17 protein-coding genes and 1 pseudogene are annotated in these 18,806 nt (G+C 56.0%); 6 read left to right on the forward strand and 12 right to left on the reverse strand.

Annotated elements, in window-relative coordinates; all coding sequences use genetic code 11:
* From PMI29_RS0129840 to PMI29_RS26500, 4 genes and pseudogenes are all read right to left on the reverse strand, one after another.
* A partial coding sequence (locus tag PMI29_RS0129840) for a Mu transposase C-terminal domain-containing protein (protein WP_007994095.1) occupies positions 1-1,599 on the reverse strand: 1,599 nt, incomplete at its 3' end.
* Positions 1,600-1,778: 179 nt separating this feature from the next.
* Positions 1,779-2,321: a hypothetical protein gene (locus PMI29_RS26510; protein ID WP_007994097.1), complete on the reverse strand. Its 543-nt coding sequence runs from the start codon at positions 2,319-2,321 to the stop codon at positions 1,779-1,781.
* 329 nt (positions 2,322-2,650) lie between these two features.
* Entirely contained in the window at positions 2,651-4,540 is a 1,890-nt protein-coding gene (locus PMI29_RS26505; RefSeq protein WP_007994099.1) for a methyl-accepting chemotaxis protein, read from the reverse strand.
* Positions 4,541-4,554: 14 nt separating this feature from the next.
* A pseudogene (locus PMI29_RS26500) lies at positions 4,555-4,836 on the reverse strand (arginine deiminase-related protein); the annotation flags it as partial.
* A gap of 92 nt (positions 4,837-4,928) precedes the next feature.
* On the opposite strand from PMI29_RS26500, the gene PMI29_RS31875 reads away from it, so the two are divergent.
* Positions 4,929-5,156: a hypothetical protein gene (locus tag PMI29_RS31875; protein ID WP_157221345.1), complete on the forward strand. Its 228-nt coding sequence runs from the start codon at positions 4,929-4,931 to the stop codon at positions 5,154-5,156.
* A 54-nt stretch (positions 5,157-5,210) separates the two neighbouring features.
* Positions 5,211-6,449, forward strand: a complete 1,239-nt coding sequence (gene alr / locus PMI29_RS26495; RefSeq protein WP_007994103.1) for an alanine racemase — start codon at positions 5,211-5,213, stop codon at positions 6,447-6,449.
* Between the two features lie 99 nt (positions 6,450-6,548).
* Here alr and PMI29_RS26490 read toward each other — a convergent pair whose 3' ends face one another.
* Positions 6,549-7,241: a GntR family transcriptional regulator gene (locus PMI29_RS26490; protein WP_007994106.1), complete on the reverse strand. Its 693-nt coding sequence runs from the start codon at positions 7,239-7,241 to the stop codon at positions 6,549-6,551.
* A 322-nt stretch (positions 7,242-7,563) separates the two neighbouring features.
* Between PMI29_RS26490 and PMI29_RS26485 the strand changes: the two genes are divergently transcribed.
* The gene (locus PMI29_RS26485) at positions 7,564-8,298 is read left to right on the forward strand and encodes an amino acid ABC transporter ATP-binding protein (RefSeq protein WP_007994108.1); all 735 of its coding nucleotides are present in this window, start codon (positions 7,564-7,566) and stop codon (positions 8,296-8,298) included.
* A gap of 23 nt (positions 8,299-8,321) precedes the next feature.
* Here the strand turns inward: PMI29_RS26485 and PMI29_RS26480 are convergent, their stop codons facing one another.
* The 7 genes from PMI29_RS26480 to PMI29_RS26450 all read right to left on the reverse strand — a co-directional run bounded on the left by PMI29_RS26480 (position 8,322) and on the right by PMI29_RS26450 (position 15,536).
* A complete protein-coding gene (locus PMI29_RS26480) occupies positions 8,322-9,434 on the reverse strand; it encodes a CapA family protein (RefSeq protein ID WP_007994110.1) in 1,113 nt (370 codons plus the stop codon).
* Between the two features lie 89 nt (positions 9,435-9,523).
* Positions 9,524-10,480 carry an ornithine cyclodeaminase family protein gene (locus tag PMI29_RS26475; protein ID WP_007994112.1) on the reverse strand — a complete coding sequence of 319 codons (957 nt, stop codon included), beginning with the start codon at positions 10,478-10,480 and terminating at the stop codon, positions 9,524-9,526.
* A 160-nt stretch (positions 10,481-10,640) separates the two neighbouring features.
* On the reverse strand, positions 10,641-11,030 hold the full coding sequence (locus PMI29_RS26470) for a RidA family protein (protein ID WP_007994113.1): 390 nt from the start codon (positions 11,028-11,030) through the stop codon (positions 10,641-10,643).
* A gap of 11 nt (positions 11,031-11,041) precedes the next feature.
* On the reverse strand, positions 11,042-12,133 hold the full coding sequence (locus PMI29_RS26465; RefSeq protein ID WP_007994114.1) for an amino acid ABC transporter permease: 1,092 nt from the start codon (positions 12,131-12,133) through the stop codon (positions 11,042-11,044).
* Complete coding sequence (locus PMI29_RS26460; protein WP_007994116.1) at positions 12,123-13,259, reverse strand: ABC transporter permease subunit; 1,137 nt, start codon at positions 13,257-13,259, stop codon at positions 12,123-12,125. The genes PMI29_RS26465 and PMI29_RS26460 overlap by 11 nt, the downstream gene beginning before the upstream one ends.
* A gap of 62 nt (positions 13,260-13,321) precedes the next feature.
* On the reverse strand, positions 13,322-14,344 hold the full coding sequence (locus PMI29_RS26455) for an amino acid ABC transporter substrate-binding protein (RefSeq protein ID WP_007991054.1): 1,023 nt from the start codon (positions 14,342-14,344) through the stop codon (positions 13,322-13,324).
* 187 nt (positions 14,345-14,531) lie between these two features.
* Complete coding sequence (locus PMI29_RS26450) at positions 14,532-15,536, reverse strand: LysR family transcriptional regulator (protein WP_007994119.1); 1,005 nt, start codon at positions 15,534-15,536, stop codon at positions 14,532-14,534.
* Positions 15,537-15,735: 199 nt separating this feature from the next.
* Here PMI29_RS26450 and PMI29_RS26445 point away from each other — a divergent pair, with 199 nt between their 5' ends.
* From PMI29_RS26445 to PMI29_RS26435, 3 genes are read left to right on the forward strand one after another with little or no spacing between them, the layout of a single operon-like run.
* Positions 15,736-16,491, forward strand: coding sequence for a class II aldolase/adducin family protein (locus PMI29_RS26445; protein WP_007994121.1), 756 nt, complete (start codon positions 15,736-15,738; stop codon positions 16,489-16,491).
* Positions 16,488-17,417, forward strand: coding sequence for a 2-hydroxyacid dehydrogenase (locus tag PMI29_RS26440; RefSeq protein WP_007994122.1), 930 nt, complete (start codon positions 16,488-16,490; stop codon positions 17,415-17,417). The genes PMI29_RS26445 and PMI29_RS26440 overlap by 4 nt, the downstream gene beginning before the upstream one ends.
* A gap of 22 nt (positions 17,418-17,439) precedes the next feature.
* Positions 17,440-18,678 carry a Zn-dependent hydrolase gene (locus PMI29_RS26435; protein ID WP_007994124.1) on the forward strand — a complete coding sequence of 413 codons (1,239 nt, stop codon included), beginning with the start codon at positions 17,440-17,442 and terminating at the stop codon, positions 18,676-18,678.
* Positions 18,679-18,806: the final 128 nt, after the last annotated feature.

The raw sequence follows: 18,806 nt of genomic DNA on the forward strand, positions 1-18,806 counted from the left end.
TAAGGCATGGAGGTGTCTACGAAACCCGGGGCGATTCAACCGCAGATCCGCGTAACTCAGCTCTATGTATGTCTGTTCACCGTTCGGAAGGACCCATACTTTTTTTAATGACTCCGGATCGTAACGGACTACGCATCGTGTCCCGATATCAAAGCGCTTCAAGGTTGAAGAGTAATAGTCGACCGTGTTAAGCCTGATACCCGCCCGGCCGATCACTCGCTTCTTGACCGGCATGAAGTCAATCAACAGGCGCATTCGATCTTCGATAATCGGCGGATAGGCAAAGCTGCCATCCTTGTTTTGGTAATGCTTTTCCCACCGAAGCAGCGGTGAGCAGCCGAGCGCAGAATGCGTCGTCACGTGATAGATCTCGACTTCTCGGATGAACCACTCGCGGAACTCGGGAAACGACAGCGCCGCATGCCGATCACTCTTGTAATGACCCTTTTCTTTGGCCGAGGACATGGTGGTGCCGGGTAACATATGGACTTTTGTCATCAACGTGCCAATCAGGCGCTCAATGTGGGCCCCATTGTGAGGAGTGCCCTTTGGCCTGAACGTCAACTCAATGCCGTACTTCCGACAGCTGTCGGATAAGTTTTTTGACCTGAACTCTTTGGCGTTATCGACGTGGATTCTTTTCGGCATGCCGTAGAACGGATACTCCTCACCAGTAAAGCCATACGCCTTTAACCAGCGCTCCTTGGGCAATATCGAATGGGAGATGCACAGCGCCACCGACATTGCCGACGGGTACGACAAGGACAAATAGAAGCCGAGCACCACTCGCGTATAAACGTCGATAGCGATGGTGACCCAGGGGCGTACCAAAGGCAGGCGCTGTTCACTGTCTACGATGATGCAATCGACAAGAGCGTGATCTATCTGGATCAGCTCCAGTGGCGCCTCAGGCTGGACTTTTCCTCCCCGGACCTCGTAAGCCTGCCGCGCAGCTTTTGTTCCGGACCTCTTCGCCAACAGTGTGCGCGGCCTGCGAGCTTTAATCCTGTTGCCAATGGTGGTTGCACTTGGAGCCTGAATGGACATCGCCAGGCATCGCTCCCTGACTATTTCGATGATGCGCTGGGAGGTGGCCCCAGGACCGCCGTAGCACTCATCTATGGTTTCCTGGATGATGTCCTCGGCGCATGCGTCGATCAATTTGATTCCTTTGGATCTGCCGCGTTGCCGCGGTAGCAGGCTCATCGGACCAAGATCAGAGTCCAGTCTGGCCAGCAATCTGTACACCTGCGCCGCGCTCAGCTTTAGCGCAGTAGTGCATCGCACCATATCTTGCTTGGAAAGATGCCTTTTGCCAGCCAGCGGCAACAGGACGGCAAACCGGTCTGACGCCAACTGCAGGTCGGCCTCATTTACATCTTCGATGGACGGTGCGCTTTCTGCGGGATCACTTACGAGACAGAGAAAAGTTGGAGCTTTTTTTAGCTCGAACTCGATTTCGCCAGGCGACACCAAAACCACTTCCCCTGTCCTAATGTCGACGGCCTTGATCTTGCTTGACGAAACGGCGCCAATAATCTCCAGCTGTTTATTACCAACCAGTACCAGGGAACCCTTGGTTATGCTTATTTGTTGCATGGGTTTACCCCACGGCAAAATACGCAATAGTTGGATAAAAAGTAGTTAAAGCGGCGAAAATATCAAGAAGGGCAGCGGAGCCTGTCTTAATGTTGAATAATGTTTATTTTTTTCAACAGCATGAAGTTTTCGCAGCTTTAGCAAATCTCGACAGATTTGAAGCCAGGCCCAGGCCTCGATCACTCTCCTGCAGCTCGTGCCTGCACCTCAGCGATGTAATCCAGGACGAATGGATCCTGCGAACCTTGCTCCTTGTAATAGCCAACCACGTTGGCCAGCGTCCACCGCAGCAATCTCATCAGTACCGGATCGGAATATTTCCAGCTGCTCGACTCATACGGATATCGGCTGTTGGTGAACACGTCGCGGTATCTCTCGAAGGAATCTTCCTGACTGTCTAGGGCCAAGCTGCGACGAATCGCTTCGGGCATCGCATGGAACAACGTCAGCAAATCATGCCTATCAGGGTTTTTACGGCGGGTTTTGTCAGCGCTTTGCAGATGCTGGTGAGCTGCGGCCAGCGCTACGGCGTCGAGTTTGTGGGTTTCGCCGGATGTACCTTGATGCTGGTCAGGCACAGAAATAAAGCTCTTGAGCAGGATTTCCATACCAATCGCCGCATTGACCTGGGCAACGTGCGGCAGGTTCTGCGCGTCCAAAACCTCAGCAGCTTTCAGGTAATTGTGAGCGCTCTGAAGCATCCAGCTTGGAAAATGACCCATTGCATACTTCTTTTAATGGCCGTTGCAGATGGCTGGAACCCTTGATTTACGGGGCTTGCTACTGATTATACGTTCCGATTATGCGTGCCCTTGAAAGATACCGTACATATTTGGAAGATAGCGAGCATGGATGAGCTAACCCTGGCTCATCAGATGAGCTACCCTCTCCTGCTGATAACCATAAATTATAACTAAACTAAATGACTGTTTAGTTTAGTTAGGTTTGGACCGATTGCTTACTTCGGTACCGCGGGTTTAGCAGGCCATGCGTGATTACTTCCACTATGCCTTTCTCGAGCCGCAGCAACTGTCGTCACGGCGTTGATGGGTCAGATACGGAAACTGCCCACCAACTGTTTCAAGCGAGCCGCCTGCTGTTCCAGATCGGAACAGGCTCGCAGGGTTGCATGAAGGTTCTCCACGCCATCCTGATTCAGGGTGTTGATTTCTCTAATGTCCCTATTGATCGACTCGACTACGGCGGTTTGTTCTTCCGTGGCCGTGGCAACCGATTGGTTCATGCCATCGATCTCTCCGATTCGCAGGGTCACACTATTCAAGCGCTCGCCGGCCAGGTTGGCGATTTCCACGCTTTCCAGGCTGTGACGCTGACTCTGACTCATGGTGCTGACCGACTCGCGGGCGCCGACTTGCAGTTCTTCGATCATCGTCTGTACCTGTTGCGCCGATTCCTGGGTGCGATGGGCCAGGTTGCGCACTTCATCGGCAACCACCGCAAAACCGCGCCCTGCCTCACCGGCACAGGCAGCTTCAATGGCAGCGTTGAGCGCCAGCAGGTTGGTTTGCTGGGAGATGCTGGTGATCACCTCCAGGATCTGCCCGATGTTCACTGTTTTACTGTTGAGGTTCTCGATATTACCGCTCGAAGTGCCGAGCATCCCGGATAACGTGTTCATTGCCTGGATGGTTCTTTCAACGACCTGTTGACCCTCTTCGGCCAGGCCACGGGCATCGCTGGCCTGGTGCGAGGCTTGGGCGGCGTTGCGGGCAATTTCCTCGGCGGCGGCACCGAGCTGGTTGATGGCGGCCGCCACGCTGTTGCTCCGACTGGACTGCTCGTCGGAGTTGAGCATCGACGAATTGGAAGCGCTGACCACCCGCAGGGCCACTTCGTTGACCTGTTCTGTGGCCGAGGAAACCTCGCGGATCGATCCATGAACCCGTTCGACAAAGCGGTTGAACGCCGTGCCGAGCATGCCGAATTCGTCTTGCGTGTGGATGCTCAGTCGTTTGGTCAGATCGCCCTCTCCTTCGGCAATGTCCTGCATCGCCCGGGTCATCACTTGCAATGGTTGCATCAGGAGCCGGATCAGCAGACTGAGTAACGCGACAATAATCAGCACGGCGATAACCGTAGCGATCAGGGCTGAAGCTCGAAACTCGCTGAGCATCGAATACGCCTTGTCCTTGTCAATGGACAAACCGATGTACCAGTTCAGTGACGGCAAGCCTTTGATCGGTGCAAACGTGACGATGCGGGTTTTGCCATCAGCGCGAACTTCGCGGATATCTCCACTGATGCGCGGGGTATTTTGCGCATAGACATCTGTGAGCGTCTTCATCACCAGCGTTTTGTCCGGGTGGACCAGAATCTTGCCGTCGGCGCTGACAAGAAAGGCATAACCCATGCCGTTGAAGTCCAGGGCATTGATACTGTCGGCAATGGCCTGCAGGCCCAGATCACCGCCAGCGACGCCCTGGGTCTGCCCGGCCTTGCTGATCGCGTTGACGACGGTGATCACCAGGTTGCCGGTCGTGGCATCGATATAAGGCTCGGTGACGGTCGGCCCGCTGCTGTTGACCGCATCCTTGTACCAGGGGCGGGCACGAGGGTCGTAGCCTTCCGGCATCCTGGCGTCTGGATAGGTGATGAACTTACCGTCTTTGTCTCCCACGTAGGTGGCGATAAAGGTCGACGCCAAGGCTTGTTGCTTGAGCAGAAGCGTAATGTTTTCCGCAGACGGATTTATCGCCACCGACTGTGAAAGGTTCTCCATCAACAACACCCTGCCGTAAAGCCAGTTGGCAATATTGCTCGCGGTGATCCCCCCCATTTCGTGCAGATAACTGTCCAGTTCCTTACGAATGGCGCTGCGCTGCAGATAGTCGTTGTAGACCGTAACCAACCCAAATGCGGCAATGACAATCAGAGAGACGGCCAGCAGGATCTTGTGGCTGAACTTCAGGCTATTTCTCATGCTTAATCTGCAGCCTGCATCGGATATAGCACCAGCGAGCCATCGGCATGACTGCTCCACCAGTTGTCAGGGAAAATCGAATCGGGTGTATGGGGGGATGCACTGTCCTGGGCAACCAGCACTTCTACCCCTTGCTCGCGTAATACCGCTACATAGCCATCAAACTCTTCGAGGGCCCGAGCTTGCGCCTGATCCTGAGGCAATGAGCACTTCTGAAAACGATTGTTCGCGGCGGTATCAACGTTAAAGGAGAAGCGCGAAGGTTGAATCATCAACACCGTATTAGTCGTTTGCATGGGAGCCTTTCAAGAAAAGGAAGTGAGTGCGGTTATTCTCCCTCCTCCCCTGCCGCCGACTCGGCTGTTATCCCATTGGCACTCGACTCAGAATGTTGAACGCTTTAACTCGGCAGCCGATTCCGCTTTTGCTGAAATGGGCGCTCAACACCGAGACTCATCAAATGAAAATCACTGGTGAGATGAAAAAGCCCCTCGGTCGTTTAATCCCGTTTTACAGCGTCATCCGCTGCGCGAGCGGCGGAACACCACATAAACAAACGACGCCTTTGCATAAAAATTCCATGGCTGTTCGCTCAATGCCTGATGGACCTGGCTGATGCCAAATCCACGCCAGCATGGGGCCATTCCTCATCCACTATGGAAGACTCGATATGCCACGTTTCATGCTCAGCACGCTGACGCTCGCCCTGGCCTTGACGGCAATGATGCCGGTGGTCAATGCCGCCCCTTTACTCGATCCCACACCTGCACACGCTCGCGCCGACAATCAATCAGGCCAGGCCAATACCTGGCTGGAAATTGATCAGGCGGCCTTCGAAGGAAACATCGCCAAGCTTCAGCAACGACTGGCGGGTAAAAGCCAGATGTGTGCCGTGATGAAAGCCGACGCTTATGGAAATGGCATCGGTTTACTGATCCCTTCCGCCATCCGGATGGGCATCACCTGTATCGGCGTGGCAAGCAACGAGGAGGCGCGTGTTGCACGGGAAAAAGGCTTCAAGGGGCGCCTGATGCGTTTGCGCAGCGCTACTGTTGAAGAAGTCGAGAATGCACTGCGCTACAACATCGAAGAACTGGTCGGCAACCTGGAGGTTGCACGTCAGCTCAATGAACTGGCCACCCGCAAAGGCGTGAAGCTGCCTGTTCACCTGGCGCTGAATTCGGCGGGCATGGGCCGCAACGGTCTGGAAATGAGCACGACTGCAGGTCAACAACAGGCGGTTGACCTGACCCGACTGGATCATCTGAACATCGTCGGAATCATGACCCACTTCCCGGTCGAAGAACGAGAAGATGTCCTTCAGGGACTCGCCAAATTCAAGGAGCAGTCCGGATGGCTGATCGAGCACGCCAAACTGGACCGCAGCCGGATCACCCTGCACTGCGCCAATACCTTCACCACCCTTGAGGTCCCGGAAGGTTGGCTGGACATGGTTCGCCCGGGGGCTGCGCTCTATGGCTACCCAGTGGGTGGGCATAACGAATTTCAACGGGTGATGCAGTTCAAATCGCGGGTCGCGGCGGTCAACGCCTACCCGGCGGGCAGTACGATCAGCTACGACCGCACCTTTACCCTGAACAAAGACTCGTTGATCGCCAACATCCCGGCCGGCTACTCCGACGGTTATCGACGAGCATTCTCCAACAAGGCTTCAGTGCTGATCCACGGCCAACGCGCGCCGGTGATCGGCAAGGTCACCATGAACACGCTGATGGTCGACGTCAGTGGTATCAAGGGCGTGCAGGCGGGAGATGAGGTCGTTTTGTATGGCAAGCAAGGCGATGAAGAGATTACCCAGACAGAACTTGAGACCATCAACGGCGCGTTGCTGGCGGACCTGTACACGATCTGGGGCAACTCCAATCCGAAGGTATTGAAGTCCAGATAAGCGAGACAAAAGAAGGTGCGCGGGCACCTTCTTTTTTGCCTTCAGACACGAGCTTTCGCACGTTAGCCCGCATGAGCTCTAAATGCCCCGAGTCCCCGATCAGTTTTGCTCAAAGTGATCTTTCAGGTACTCAGCCGCCTCATCCGACGCTTGCTTGACATGCTTTGTCATCAACGCAACCGCCGCCTCCACATCTTTAGCCCGATACGCCGCGAGGATCGCGCGGTGCTCGTCCTGGCTATCAATCCCTGCTGAGCGCAACTGCATGTAGATATGCGTATAACGCTGCGCGACGGTGTGCGCGCGGATGATCATGTTTTCCAGATGCTTCATTCGCGCCGGAGCATAAAGCGCCGTATGAAGCGAGAGGTTCCATTGACTGCTCAAGATCGGATCTTGAACCTTCTCGAACTCATCGATGATGCGCTCGACAGCATCAAGTTGCTCGGGTGTCGAGAGCGGTACCGAATGGCGGACGGCCAACGGCTCTAGAACCGCCCGTAATTCAAAGCACTCGTTCATTTCATGCAGTGAGGGCTGCGTCACCATGAAGCCATGGTTTGGCAGGAACTGGACCAGTCCCTGACCTTCAAGCTCACGTAACGCTTCGCGAACCGGCACCTTGCTGGTGTTGAGTTCTGTTGCGATCAGGTCCTGACGCAAAGGTTCGCTACCGGAAAGCGCGCCGGTGACGATGGCTTCCCTGATAACGGCCGCAACAAATTGCGGTGCGGACACACGTGCCAGCGGAATCAGACCTGCAATGTATTTCAGTGGTGATTGGTTAGACATATGACACTAAGTGGCCAGGAGCGATTTAAAGGCGTGTCTGGGTTTCGCAGATACGAGCACAACATCATTATTTACGACGGTATACGATTATACGAAAACGAACAAGGACGACATCCTCGGCCTGGCCCCCTCGAACCACAGTCCAGCCCCTCTCCCCATTCATCTGAAATGCGGGCCTGATTCATCGCTTTGTTGTTGTCGTTGGCGAATAAACAATCGTATACTTTCTACAGTAGGAAGAGACTGAGGCGCCCTGGTCAGCCGTTTGCGATCAGGTCCTCGTCCCTCTTGCGCCATCTGCAACCACATCAGGACAACCACCGTGATCAACATAAAAAATGTTTCCAAGTGGTACGGTAACTTTCAGGTACTGAGCGACTGCTCTACCGCAATACAGAAGAGTGAAGTCGTCGTGGTGTGCGGCCCTTCCGGTTCTGGCAAATCAACGCTGATCAAAACGGTAAATGCACTGGAGCCCTTCCAGAAAGGCGAAATTGTCGTCGACGGTATCAGCCTCTCGGACCCGAAAACCAACCTGCCCAAGCTGCGCAGCCGGGTCGGCATGGTGTTTCAGCACTTCGAGTTGTTTCCACACCTGTCCGTGACGCAAAACCTGACGCTCGCCCAGATGAAGGTGCTTGGCCGTGGCCAGGACGAGGCGCTCAAACGGGGTCTGAAAATGCTCGATCGTGTTGGCCTGAGCGCCCACAAGGACAAGTTCCCAGGGCAGCTCTCAGGTGGCCAGCAGCAGCGTGTGGCAATTGCTCGTGCCTTATCGATGGACCCGATTGTGATGCTGTTTGACGAACCCACTTCGGCACTGGACCCGGAAATGGTCGGCGAGGTTTTAGACGTGATGATCAAGCTCGCAAACGAGGGCATGACCATGATGTGTGTCACCCACGAAATGGGCTTTGCCAGGAAGGTCAGTGACCGTGTGATTTTCATGGACGCGGGAAAAATCATTGAAGACTGCAAAAAAGAAGAGTTCTTTGGCTCTCCCGAAGCACGCTCCCCGCGTGCCAAGGACTTCCTCTCGAAGATCCTGCAACATTGATCACGCCGAGTCGCCAAAGGGGTTCACCAACGCAACTCAAAGGCGTTTTGCGCGCCTGGCTGGATGCTGGTGCCCAAGCGTGCGCACTCGCGAGAAAGAGTGTCGTGCAGCCATTGACGGTCATCCCCTACAGCACGGCAGATGCGAAAGCGACACAGCCGGGTGGGTATCAAGTCCAACGACTGCAGGTGCCCGCCCGGGTCCAGCGAGGCAAAGTATAGAAGCCCCAGGTCGCCGCGAAAGGCTGTGTAGCCCTCGATGCCTTCGTAATCGTTCAGAAGATCACCGCAGCCATAGAGAATCAGGTGTTCGCGGTACACCTCGATGCCTTTGACGTGGTGCGAGGAATGCCCGTGCACCACGTCAACTCCCGCCTCGTCGATCAAGGCATGGGCGAACCGGAGCTGCTCGCGCGGGATATCGAACCCCCAGTTGCCGCCCCAGTGAATGGAGGCGACCACCAGATCCCGCGGTTTTTTGCCCTCGAGAATCCGTTTGGCCACAGGGCGCAGGCTTTGCATCGACAGGTCCTCCAGCCGCGCAACGCCCGCGCCCTTATCCGTGGCGGCCCAGTCCGACGCAATGCCGCTGTCGGGTGCGCCGAGGCCAAACACCAGCAAGCGCCGCCCGCAAGGCTGCAGCAACACGGCGGGCGCTTCGGCAGATTGCCGGTTGTGCCCGGCGCCGGCGCTGCACATACCATTGCTCGCCAGGGTCTCCAGCGTATCGGCTAGGCCGGCAGCCCCCCAGTCCAGCACATGGTTGTTGGCCAGCACGCAGCAGTCGATGCCGGCTGCGCTGATGGCCGGGAAGTTCTCCGGGCTCATGCGGTAATTGATGCCCTTTGGCTCCGGTCGTCCGCGGCGGGACACTGCAGTTTCCAGGTTGATGATGCGTGCGTGTGGCTGGCGAAGTTCTAACTCATCCAGCGCAGCGCCCCAGACATAGGTGAAATCGACCGGGCGGGGAATCGGGCCATTGACTCGTTCTGCCAGCCGGACGTAATCGCCGGCATTCTTGACGTAAGCTTCGTAAAGCCGCGGATCACCAGGATGCGGCAGTACTGCGTCAATGCCGCGGGCAGTCATGACGTCGCCGCAGAGAAACAGCTTAAGCGTATCGGTAACAGCTGCCATGGCACCCTCCCGAATACAAGCCGGGGGATGTTTCCATCCCCCGGCTTATTATTACGCTGAAATAGGCAGAACGACTTCTGAACCTCTATTCAGTTGTCCATCATATGCAACTGATACAGTTCATTGGCAATGGCGATATCCTCCAGCCCCAGTCCGATTGAACGGAAGAAGGTATGGCGCTCGGGATCGGGAAGCCGGGCGGCTCCCGTCATCAGCTCGGGCAAATCCCCGTAAATACTCTCGGGCAGCCAGCCATGCTGGTCTTTTGCCAAGCGCATTTCCCCTGCGCTGTCGGGCGTTGTAGCCCGGTAATCGCAATAGACGCTCATGTTCAGCAGGGATTCAGGAGGTACTTCGTGCGCCAGTGGGGCATTGGTACAAATGGAAGTGATCAGCGCAGGCTTTTTCAGCACTGCAGGGTCAAGCACCGTATGACCGGCCGAGGTGCACAGCAGGATGACATCTGCATCATCAACGGCACTGGCCAGTTCGGCATGAATGCTGACGCGCGGATCGAGGTCCCGGAGTGCCTTCTGCCCGGACACTGGTAGAGCGTCAATGTTGGGTGCGTACAATCTGATATCCCCCCACTCGCGCAATGCCGAAACATGCCGGACATGCGCTTGCCCCAACCGCCCTACTCCCACTACGGCCAGTTTGCTGACCTGCGCGGGCGCAAGTAAATCGACGGCGAGCGCTGTCGTGCCCGCTGTTCGCTCAGCCGTCAATTGCCCCGAATCACAGAGCAAGCGCGGTTGACCGTCATCCATCGACATCATCAACGTCCAGGCCGTCACCAGGGCCCCTTCCGGACGCGGGATATAGGGTGAGAGCTTTGCACCAAAGACCCGCTCCTCGGCAAGCGTTCCAAGGTAGCTGATAAAGTTGCCTTGCCCATTGGGAAATGGATTGCGCAGCTGTGGAGGTTGCACAGCCTTTTCCTGTCCCAACGCCAGGAACATACGACGCATTGCGGACAACACATCAATCCGACCGATCAGTTTGGCCACTTGAGTTGAATCTAATACGGCAATGTCATTCTTCATTGAATAAAATCCTTCATGGCGCATCTGGCAGAAAGTCTTAAATGTCGAAGCAACTCAGTTCGAGTTCATGGGTATAAACATTAAAACGACGAAGTGAATAGCTTGTAGCTACCAAGAGAGCGGTTACTTCTTACAAACTACAATCCAGTACAGCCGATCTCTAAAGATGGGCGACTACATCGATTTCAATATCAAACGGAAATGGCCAAGGCTTGACTGCAACGAATGAGCGGACGGGTGGATTCTCGGGGAAATACTTGCGATACACGGCGTTCACCTCATCCATCATCGATGGTTCGGTCACGAAAATCGTGGTTTTCACGACGTTATCGAGGCACGACCCTGCCGATTCAAGAACAACTTTCATCACCTGCAATACAGCGTGAGTCTGTTCAGCAATCGTGCCTCGAACAATATTCCCGGTCAGCGGATCGAGCGGTGGCAGGCCACAGGTATAAAGCATTGAACCCGAGCGAATCAGCAAAGAGGTCGGTGTATTCAAACGCCTGAGCGCGTCAGATAAAAACGGTACTTCGATTATTTCTTTCATGGAGGCATCCATTATTGATACAGGCGGGCCCTACGCTCACGTTCAATCGACGCGACGTAGTGTTGGATATACATGCAGATAACGAAGTAGATGACACCGACAAACAGATAGAGCTCCTTGTAGAACCCTTGCCAGTTTTCGTCATAAAGGCTTGATCTTGCCGATCCAAGCAAATCGAAAAGTCCGATGATCATCAACAGCGAGCTGTTCTTGACGAACGCGATGGCGATGTTGGCAATCGGTTGCAGCGAATGGGCGATGACTTGCGGCAAGATCACGTAGGCATGACTGCCCCAATAGCCGAACCCCAAGCTTGCCGACGCTTGGCGCTGACCGACTGGAAGTGCTTGCAGGGCACCGCGCAAGGCTTCGGAAAAGTAAGCGGCGGTAAACAGCGACAGACCGATACCTGCCCGAAAAAGCTTGTCGAAAATAAGCTCGTCCGGAAGTATCAATGGAATGATCGCAAAGGTCATGAAGACAATGGTGATCGCCGGAACACTGCGAATCAGATCCACATAAAGCCGGCACGGAACAGAGACAAGCGGCATCTGCGACCGACAACCCAACGCCAGCAGTACACCCAGAGGGAACGCGCAAACAAGGCCGGCAATGCTGATCAGCAGGGTAATCGGCAGTCCACCCCAACGCGCACGATCCACTGACTCAAGACCGAACAGTCCGCCACTCATCAATAGATAACCAATCAACGCAGCCAGTACCCACAGCACAATGGCTGTTGTGTGATGACGGACCCGAAACAAACACCAGAGCGCAACCGCCGCGATCAATGCAACGAAGGTGATCGGACGCCAAAGCGACTCGGGAGGATAGGCCCCGAACAGGATGAGATTGAGCTTGGTGCCGATGAACGCCCAGCAAGCGCCTCCGTTCTGGTGGCATAGCGCGGCATCGCCGCTGAAGGTTGCATCGAGCAACAACCATTTGAAGATACCTGGGCCAACCAAAACGACGCCCCAAAGAAACAGTGCGCCGAGCACAATCCGGGTTGGCATGCCCGAGCCCAGGCCTTTCAGGCGCTGGATTAGCGTCAAGGGTGCGGGAATCGACACTTGGACACCATTATTCAGATCACCAGACATAATGTTTCTCCCAAAGACCGATTACCCGCGTCGTAATAATGTTTACCGTGACGTAAACCAGCATGAAAATGCTGATCAATTCGATGGCCTGCCCCGTTTGATTCATGGCGGTATTTCCCGCCGAAACCAGTTCCGGGTATCCCACGGCAACACCGAGCGAACTGTTTTTCATCAGGTTCAGTAGTTCACTGACTACCGCTGGCATCGCGATCCGGAACGCTTGTGGCATCACGATGTAACGCAGCACGCCAAAGTGCGTCAGGCCCAGCGCATAACCTGCTGCAATCTGTCCCTGGGAAATGGACTGCACGGCCCCACGGATCGCTTCGGCTATATAAGTGCCCGTGTACACCGAGAGCCCGATGAACATACTCATGAACTCGGGAGAAAAGTGCCCGCCGCCGCCGATTGAAAACTTGCTTGCCGTGGGCCACTCAAATGTCATTTGCCCGGACCACAGGGCATAGGCCGTGGACACAAAAGCAATCAGGCTCAGGAGTATCAGTAAGGCACCCGGATTTTTCAGTGCGCTGCCACCGGTCCTCACGCTTCTCAAGAGAAACGCCACGAGGGTGCAAAAGATCGCGACAATCGCCGTCAATGCAAAGGGGGTCGGCCACGGGAAATTGATCCCGCGATTGCTGATGAATAGGCCCGGTACCGGTTCCAGAGCCTCCCGGACTACCGGTAAACCGTAAGTAAAAACAGCGAACCAGAAGAACAACTGCAGCAGCAGCGGCGTATTGCGGATCGTCGAGACATACACTTTGGCAATTCGTCTGGCCAGGCCGAATTTGGACAACTGGGCCAGCGCCGCCAATACCCCGATCAGCACGGAGAACACAATGGCGCAGAGCGCCACTTTCAACGTGTTCGAAAACCCCGCGAGCAAGGCGTACGCATATGACTTGTCACCGCTGAAAGCAATCATGCTTTCACTGAGGTCGAAGCCGGCGCGAGTCCACAGAAAGCCGAACCCGGTATTGATCCCTTTCTGTGTAAGGCGCTCGTTGATCACGTGCCCGAAATACCAAACCGCAATCACGACAGCCGTGAGTACTACAAGCTGGACCAATACCGTGACTGCCCGGTGTTGGTGTTTAACTGCGCCATCTCTTGCCGACATGACCTTCACCTCTCGTTTCTGATTCGCCATCTATGCGGCGTTTGAGCCATTCACATCACGGATCAGAAAAGCGGGGCGTACAGCAGACCACCGTCCGACCACAGTGAATTCTGGCCACGCTTCATCTGCAAGGGCGTGTTTGCACCCACGTTGCGCTCGAAGATTTCTTTGTAGTTGCCTACCGCGGAGATGACATTGATCACCCAGTCATCCTTGAGACCCAGCCCTGCCCCCACACCAGGCGTTACACCCAGAAGACGCCGGATGTCCTCGTTGTTGCTGGTGAGCATTTGTTTAACGTTTTCTTTGGTGATACCCAGTTCTTCTGCAGTAAAGGTTGCGAAGACTGTCCACTTGACGAGGTCTGCAAAGTGCTTGTCATCGCCCCGGACGACCGGACCCATTGGCGATTTCGAGATCACATCAGGGAGGATGGCGTAGTTTTCAGGGTTGCCCGAGTTGAGCCGGATAACCGCCAACTGCGACACATCGCTGGTGATTACATCGCAGCGGCTTGCGAAAAAGGCCGAGAAGAACTCAGTACCGCTTTCGATCACCACAGGTTTGAATGTGATCTTCAGCTTGTCGAAGAAGTTGCGAACCACATACTCGCTGGTTGTGCCCTGCTGAATGCAGACCGTAGCGCCATCGAGTTCTGCCGCTTTGGTGACGCCCAGTTTCTTGTTGATCAGAAAGCCTTGGCCGTCGAAGAAATCCACCACCGGAAATTGCAGCCCCATCGTGGTATCGCGCGTCAGGGTCCAGGTGCTGTTCCGGGAGAGGACATCCACTTCACCATTCTGCAGCGCCGTGAAACGTGCCTGATCGGACAGCGGGACGAACTTGACTTTCGGTTTCTCGAAAATCGCCGCGGCAAATGCTTTGCAGAAATCCGCATCGAACCCCTGCCAATCACCCGCACTGTTGGGCGCACCGAAGCCGACCAGGCCAGGGTGCACACCACAGACAAGCACTCCCCGCTCTCGAATTTTCGACAAGGTATCGGCCTGTACCGGTGCAGAAACTGCCAATGAAAGCCCTAGGGCTGCTGCGGTAGATGCGAAAAGAACTCTTAGACGTGTCATCAGCTTCTCCACTCGGTAGAAAGTATACGATTTCAAGCTATATGACTTTAAGAGCGGCTGTCAAGCCACAAGAATGGTGACGTCGGTAATTTATTTTGAGCCTGGATCTGGTGTGATGCGAGGTGACTGATCACCGGCGTGGGTCGCATTGCGCAGACCCCAATCACCGATGATGCCAATCAAACAGTCAGTCTTCCTTGCCGGGTTCTTGATCGACGGATTGCTCTGCAACTGCAATGGCATGCTGGAAACTTTCAAGAAATACAGTTTCTGCATGGGTCATTTTCTGCTCGCGGTTCCACAGCAAGTGAATGTCCACATCGGACACACCATCCCTGGGCGGCAGGCGCCAGAGCATGCCGTTGTACAGGTCAACATCGAGCAGGTGCTCCGGCAAACAGCCGATACCAAATCCTGCGATCACCAACCTGCGGATTTCTTCAAAGTTTGATGACGAAGCGACGATCTTGCCGGTGAAGCCCTGTTGGTCACGAAACACGGTAAGCGGCGAAAGATTGCCGCCAATCTGGTCGCTCGTGAAGCTGACAAAATTTTCCCCTTGCAGCTCAGCCAGATCCAGACCCCGCACGCCAAAAAAGCGATGCCGTTTTCCGCAAAAGAAGGCATATCGCTGACGTATCAGACAACGCTGCTCAAGCTTGGGTTGAGGGATGCGGCATAAACCGACACCAACGGTGGCGGTCTTCTGCATCAGTGAACTGAGAATGTCGGAGCTGCGCAGAACCTCTATCTCCAACTCCACACGCGGATGATTGAGATGAAAATTCGCGAGAAAATCATCATAGACCGTCGATTGCACCCGGCTGATCGAGAGCAGACGAACCTTCCCCACCACATCATCCTGGGGACCTTCGATGGCCGAGCCGATGCGCGACACGTTGCCGTACATCTCTTCGGCAATTCGCAGTATTTCTTCTCCTGCCTCAGTGAGATCGAAGCGTGGCCCCTTGCGCGAAATCAAGGCGCACTCCAATTGCTCTTCCAGCCGCTTGAGCGATTGGCTAACGGCCGATTGGGTAATGAACAACCGCGCCGCAGCACGGCTGATGCTCCCTTCCTGGCCTATCGCCAGATACGTACGCAATAAATTCCAATCCAGACGATCGTTGAGAAAACGTCGCCCTCCCCATCTAGCCTGCATCAGCTCTTCATTTGAGTTTTTGCTGCTCATCTTGATGTCCATTATTAGCGTGGCTTAATCAGCACTTAAGAATTAGCAAATTGCTTAATTATAGAGGCTACGAGATAAAGCACGAAGGCGCCAGAGCTACGCGTCATCCAGGGCATTTCGGTGGGTGATGAATGGGGCGGCACCCTCTTGGCCAGCCACCGTTACCGCAAACCAATTTGCGCATTAACAAGGAACTCTCATGTACACACCCGACAACATCGACCCCATCGAGTGGAAGGCACGCTGCGAGCTGGCCGCACTGTATCGACTGGTCGCGTACTTTCGCATGACCGACCTGATCGACACCCACATCACCCTGCGCATTCCAGGCCCTGAACACCACTTCCTGATCAACCGCTACGGCGTGATCTTCGATCGCATGAAAGCCAGCGACCTGGTGCGCATAGACCAGTACGGTCAGGTGGTGGGCGGTGCGAACGAGCGTACTCGCGTCAATGCCGCCGGCTTCGTGATTCATTCGGCGATCCACATGGCCCGCCCGGATCTCAATTGCGTGGTGCATACCCATACCGCAGCCGGTATGGCCGTCGCCGCCCAGGAGCAAGGCTTGCTGCCGATCAGCCAGCATGCGCTGAAGTTCTTCGGCAAATTGGCTTATCACACCTATGAAGGCATTGCGCTGTCGCTGGCCGAGCGTGAACGACTGGTCGCCGACCTGGGGCCACACAAGGCCATGATCCTGCGTAACCATGGCCTGCTGGCAGCCGGAGGCAACGTGGCTGAAGCCTTCCACGAAATTCACTTCCTGGAGCGCGCCTGCCAGGCGCAGGTTGCGGCGCTGGCCGGCGGCAGCCAGTTGGTCTATCCCAACGAAGACGTCTGCAAACACACCGCAGAACAGTTCGGCCGCGACGAAGCCGAAGAGATCATGGGGCTGAGCTGGAATGCCGCCTTGACCTTGATTGAAGATCAGCGCGAGTCCTATTGCTCATGAACACCGTCGTACTGCTGTCGCGCGATAGCATCCTGCTCGGCCAGCTCCAGGCGGCCTTTGCCCGTCAGGCGCCGGACATACGGGTGGTACTGGCCGACGACCCGGTCGCCAGTGAAGCACAAGTCGCCGCATGTTGGTTCCCGCCGGCCAACAGTTTGGGCGCGCTGCCCAATCTGCAACTGGTGCATTCGGTCGCCGCGGGCGTCGATCACTTGCACACCGATCCAAGCTGCCCGAACTTGCCCGTGTGCCGAGTGGTCGATCCCGCGCACCGCCAAGGCATGACCGAGTACGTACGCTGGGCGGTGATTCACTATCACCGACGCTTCGATCAGGTCTTGCAGCAACAGCCCGACCAGCTCTGGCGGCGCCCGGTACAGATTCAGGCAAAGGACTTCAAGGTCGGTGTGATGGGCCTGGGCTCGCTGGGCGCAGCCATTGCCGAAGACCTGGCCAGTGCCGGCTACAGCGTTCGCGGCTGGGCGCGCAGTGTCAAAAACATACCCAACGTGGTGTGCCACAGCGGCGTTCAGGCGTTCAGTGGTTTTCTCGAAGGACTCGATCTTCTGATCAACCTGCTGCCGTTGACCTCGGCTACCCGAGGCATTCTCTGCACTGAAACCTTCGAGGCCCTGGCGCCTGGTGCGGTGATCGTCAACTGCGGTCGCGGCCAGCACGTACGCATCGACGATCTACAACAGGCATTGAGCAGCGGTCAGCTGCGTGGTGCTGTGCTCGACGTCTTCGAGCATGAACCCCTACCGGTCGATGATCGCCTGTGGTGTATGCCCGGGTTAATCGTTACGCCACACATGGCCTCGGCGGCGTCCCACGACTGCATTGCCAGCCAGATCGCCGAAAACGCGCGCCGGCTGGCACGAGGCGAACCCCTGAACAACCCGGTCGATACGTCCCTGGGCTATTAAGACACGCGACAAGAGGTGAATGATGAAAGTATCCAAGGTCAACGGTGAGCGCCTGTGGGGCAGCCTGATGGACATGGCCAAAGTTGGCGCCACCGAGCGCGGCGGCAACTGTCGCCTGGCCCTTTCCAGGGAAGACCTGGCCGGTCGCGAGTTGTTCATGGGCTGGTGCCGCGAGGCTGGCCTGAGTATCGCGTTCGACGCCATTGGCAACCTTTTCGCCCGCCGCGAAGGCCAGGACAACAGCCTGCCGCCAATCGTCATGGGCAGCCACTTGGACACCCAGCCAAAAGGTGGCCGCTTCGATGGTATCTACGGCGTGCTGAGCGGACTGGAAGTGGTGCGTTGCCTGAATGAACAAGGCATCGAAACCCGCCGGCCCATCGAAATTGCCGTGTGGACCAACGAGGAAGGTGCGCGCTTTACTCCGGCCATGTTCGGCTCGGCGGTGTTCACTGGCATTCTGCCGTTGCAAACGGCATTGGATGCCCGTGATGCCAATGGCATCAGCGTTGCTGAGGCCCTGACCGATATAGGCCAGAGTGGTGAACTGCCCCTGCAGCGAGCCTTCGATTCTTACTTCGAAGCCCATATCGAACAAGGCCCGATCCTGGAAGACAACGGCCTGCCGGTGGGTGTCGTCACTGGCGGCCAGGCAATCTGCTGGCTGGATGTGCGGGTTGGCGGTATCAGTGCCCACGCCGGCACCACACCCATGCCGTTGCGCAAGGATGCCCTGTTCGGCGTCGCGGAAATGGCCAGCGTGCTGGAATCCATCGCCAGAGACTTCGCGCCCAAGGGGCTGGTCACAGTGGGCCAGCTGGAGATAGCCAAGTCATCGCGCAATACCATCCCTGGCCGGATCAACTTTACTGTCGACCTGCGTCACCACGAAGACCAGCAGATTGCCGCAATGGAACAAGCCGTATACGAGCGTTTGCAAATCGTGGCTGACAAGCGCGGTTTGAGTCTGGCGATCAGTCGTCACTGGCTCAGCCCCGCGACACCCTTCGATGCCGATTGCGTGGCTGCCGTACGTTCGGCAGTCCAGTTGCTGGGTTACCCCCATCAAGACATCGTCAGCGGTGCCGGGCATGACGCCATCCACCTCGCCGGACATTGCCCGACCACGATGGTCTTCATTCCCTGTGTCGGTGGCCTGAGCCACAACGAAGCCGAAGACGCCTTGCCTGACGATGTCCGCATGGGCTGCGACGTGCTGCTCAATGCAGTGCTGCGGCGAGCTCGGCAACTGAGCGACTGATGATGCAAGTAACACCGAACCTCTGAGGTCGCGTCATCCACACGACCTCGGAGGCAGGGCCCGCTTGCGCCTGAAAAACAATAAAACCGATCTCGAGCTACAGCATCACCGTTACTCACACTGCCAAC

The sequence above is a fragment of the Pseudomonas sp. GM49 genome, assembly GCF_000282355.1.
Lineage (GTDB): Bacteria > Pseudomonadota > Gammaproteobacteria > Pseudomonadales > Pseudomonadaceae > Aquipseudomonas.

Coding starts and splice junctions, on each gene's coding strand:
- PMI29_RS26510 (WP_007994097.1), bottom strand. CDS start 2,321: ATGGGTCATTTTCCAAGCTGGATGCTTCAGAGCGCTCACAATTACCTG.
- PMI29_RS26505 (WP_007994099.1), bottom strand. CDS start 4,540: ATGAGAAATAGCCTGAAGTTCAGCCACAAGATCCTGCTGGCCGTCTCT.
- PMI29_RS31875 (WP_157221345.1), top strand. CDS start 4,929: ATGTTGAACGCTTTAACTCGGCAGCCGATTCCGCTTTTGCTGAAATGG.
- alr (WP_007994103.1), top strand. CDS start 5,211: ATGCCACGTTTCATGCTCAGCACGCTGACGCTCGCCCTGGCCTTGACG.
- PMI29_RS26490 (WP_007994106.1), bottom strand. CDS start 7,241: ATGTCTAACCAATCACCACTGAAATACATTGCAGGTCTGATTCCGCTG.
- PMI29_RS26480 (WP_007994110.1), bottom strand. CDS start 9,434: ATGGCAGCTGTTACCGATACGCTTAAGCTGTTTCTCTGCGGCGACGTC.
- PMI29_RS26475 (WP_007994112.1), bottom strand. CDS start 10,480: ATGAAGAATGACATTGCCGTATTAGATTCAACTCAAGTGGCCAAACTG.
- PMI29_RS26470 (WP_007994113.1), bottom strand. CDS start 11,030: ATGAAAGAAATAATCGAAGTACCGTTTTTATCTGACGCGCTCAGGCGT.
- PMI29_RS26465 (WP_007994114.1), bottom strand. CDS start 12,133: ATGTCTGGTGATCTGAATAATGGTGTCCAAGTGTCGATTCCCGCACCC.
- PMI29_RS26460 (WP_007994116.1), bottom strand. CDS start 13,259: ATGTCGGCAAGAGATGGCGCAGTTAAACACCAACACCGGGCAGTCACG.
- PMI29_RS26455 (WP_007991054.1), bottom strand. CDS start 14,344: ATGACACGTCTAAGAGTTCTTTTCGCATCTACCGCAGCAGCCCTAGGG.
- PMI29_RS26450 (WP_007994119.1), bottom strand. CDS start 15,536: ATGAGCAGCAAAAACTCAAATGAAGAGCTGATGCAGGCTAGATGGGGA.
- PMI29_RS26445 (WP_007994121.1), top strand. CDS start 15,736: ATGTACACACCCGACAACATCGACCCCATCGAGTGGAAGGCACGCTGC.
- PMI29_RS26440 (WP_007994122.1), top strand. CDS start 16,488: ATGAACACCGTCGTACTGCTGTCGCGCGATAGCATCCTGCTCGGCCAG.
- PMI29_RS26435 (WP_007994124.1), top strand. CDS start 17,440: ATGAAAGTATCCAAGGTCAACGGTGAGCGCCTGTGGGGCAGCCTGATG.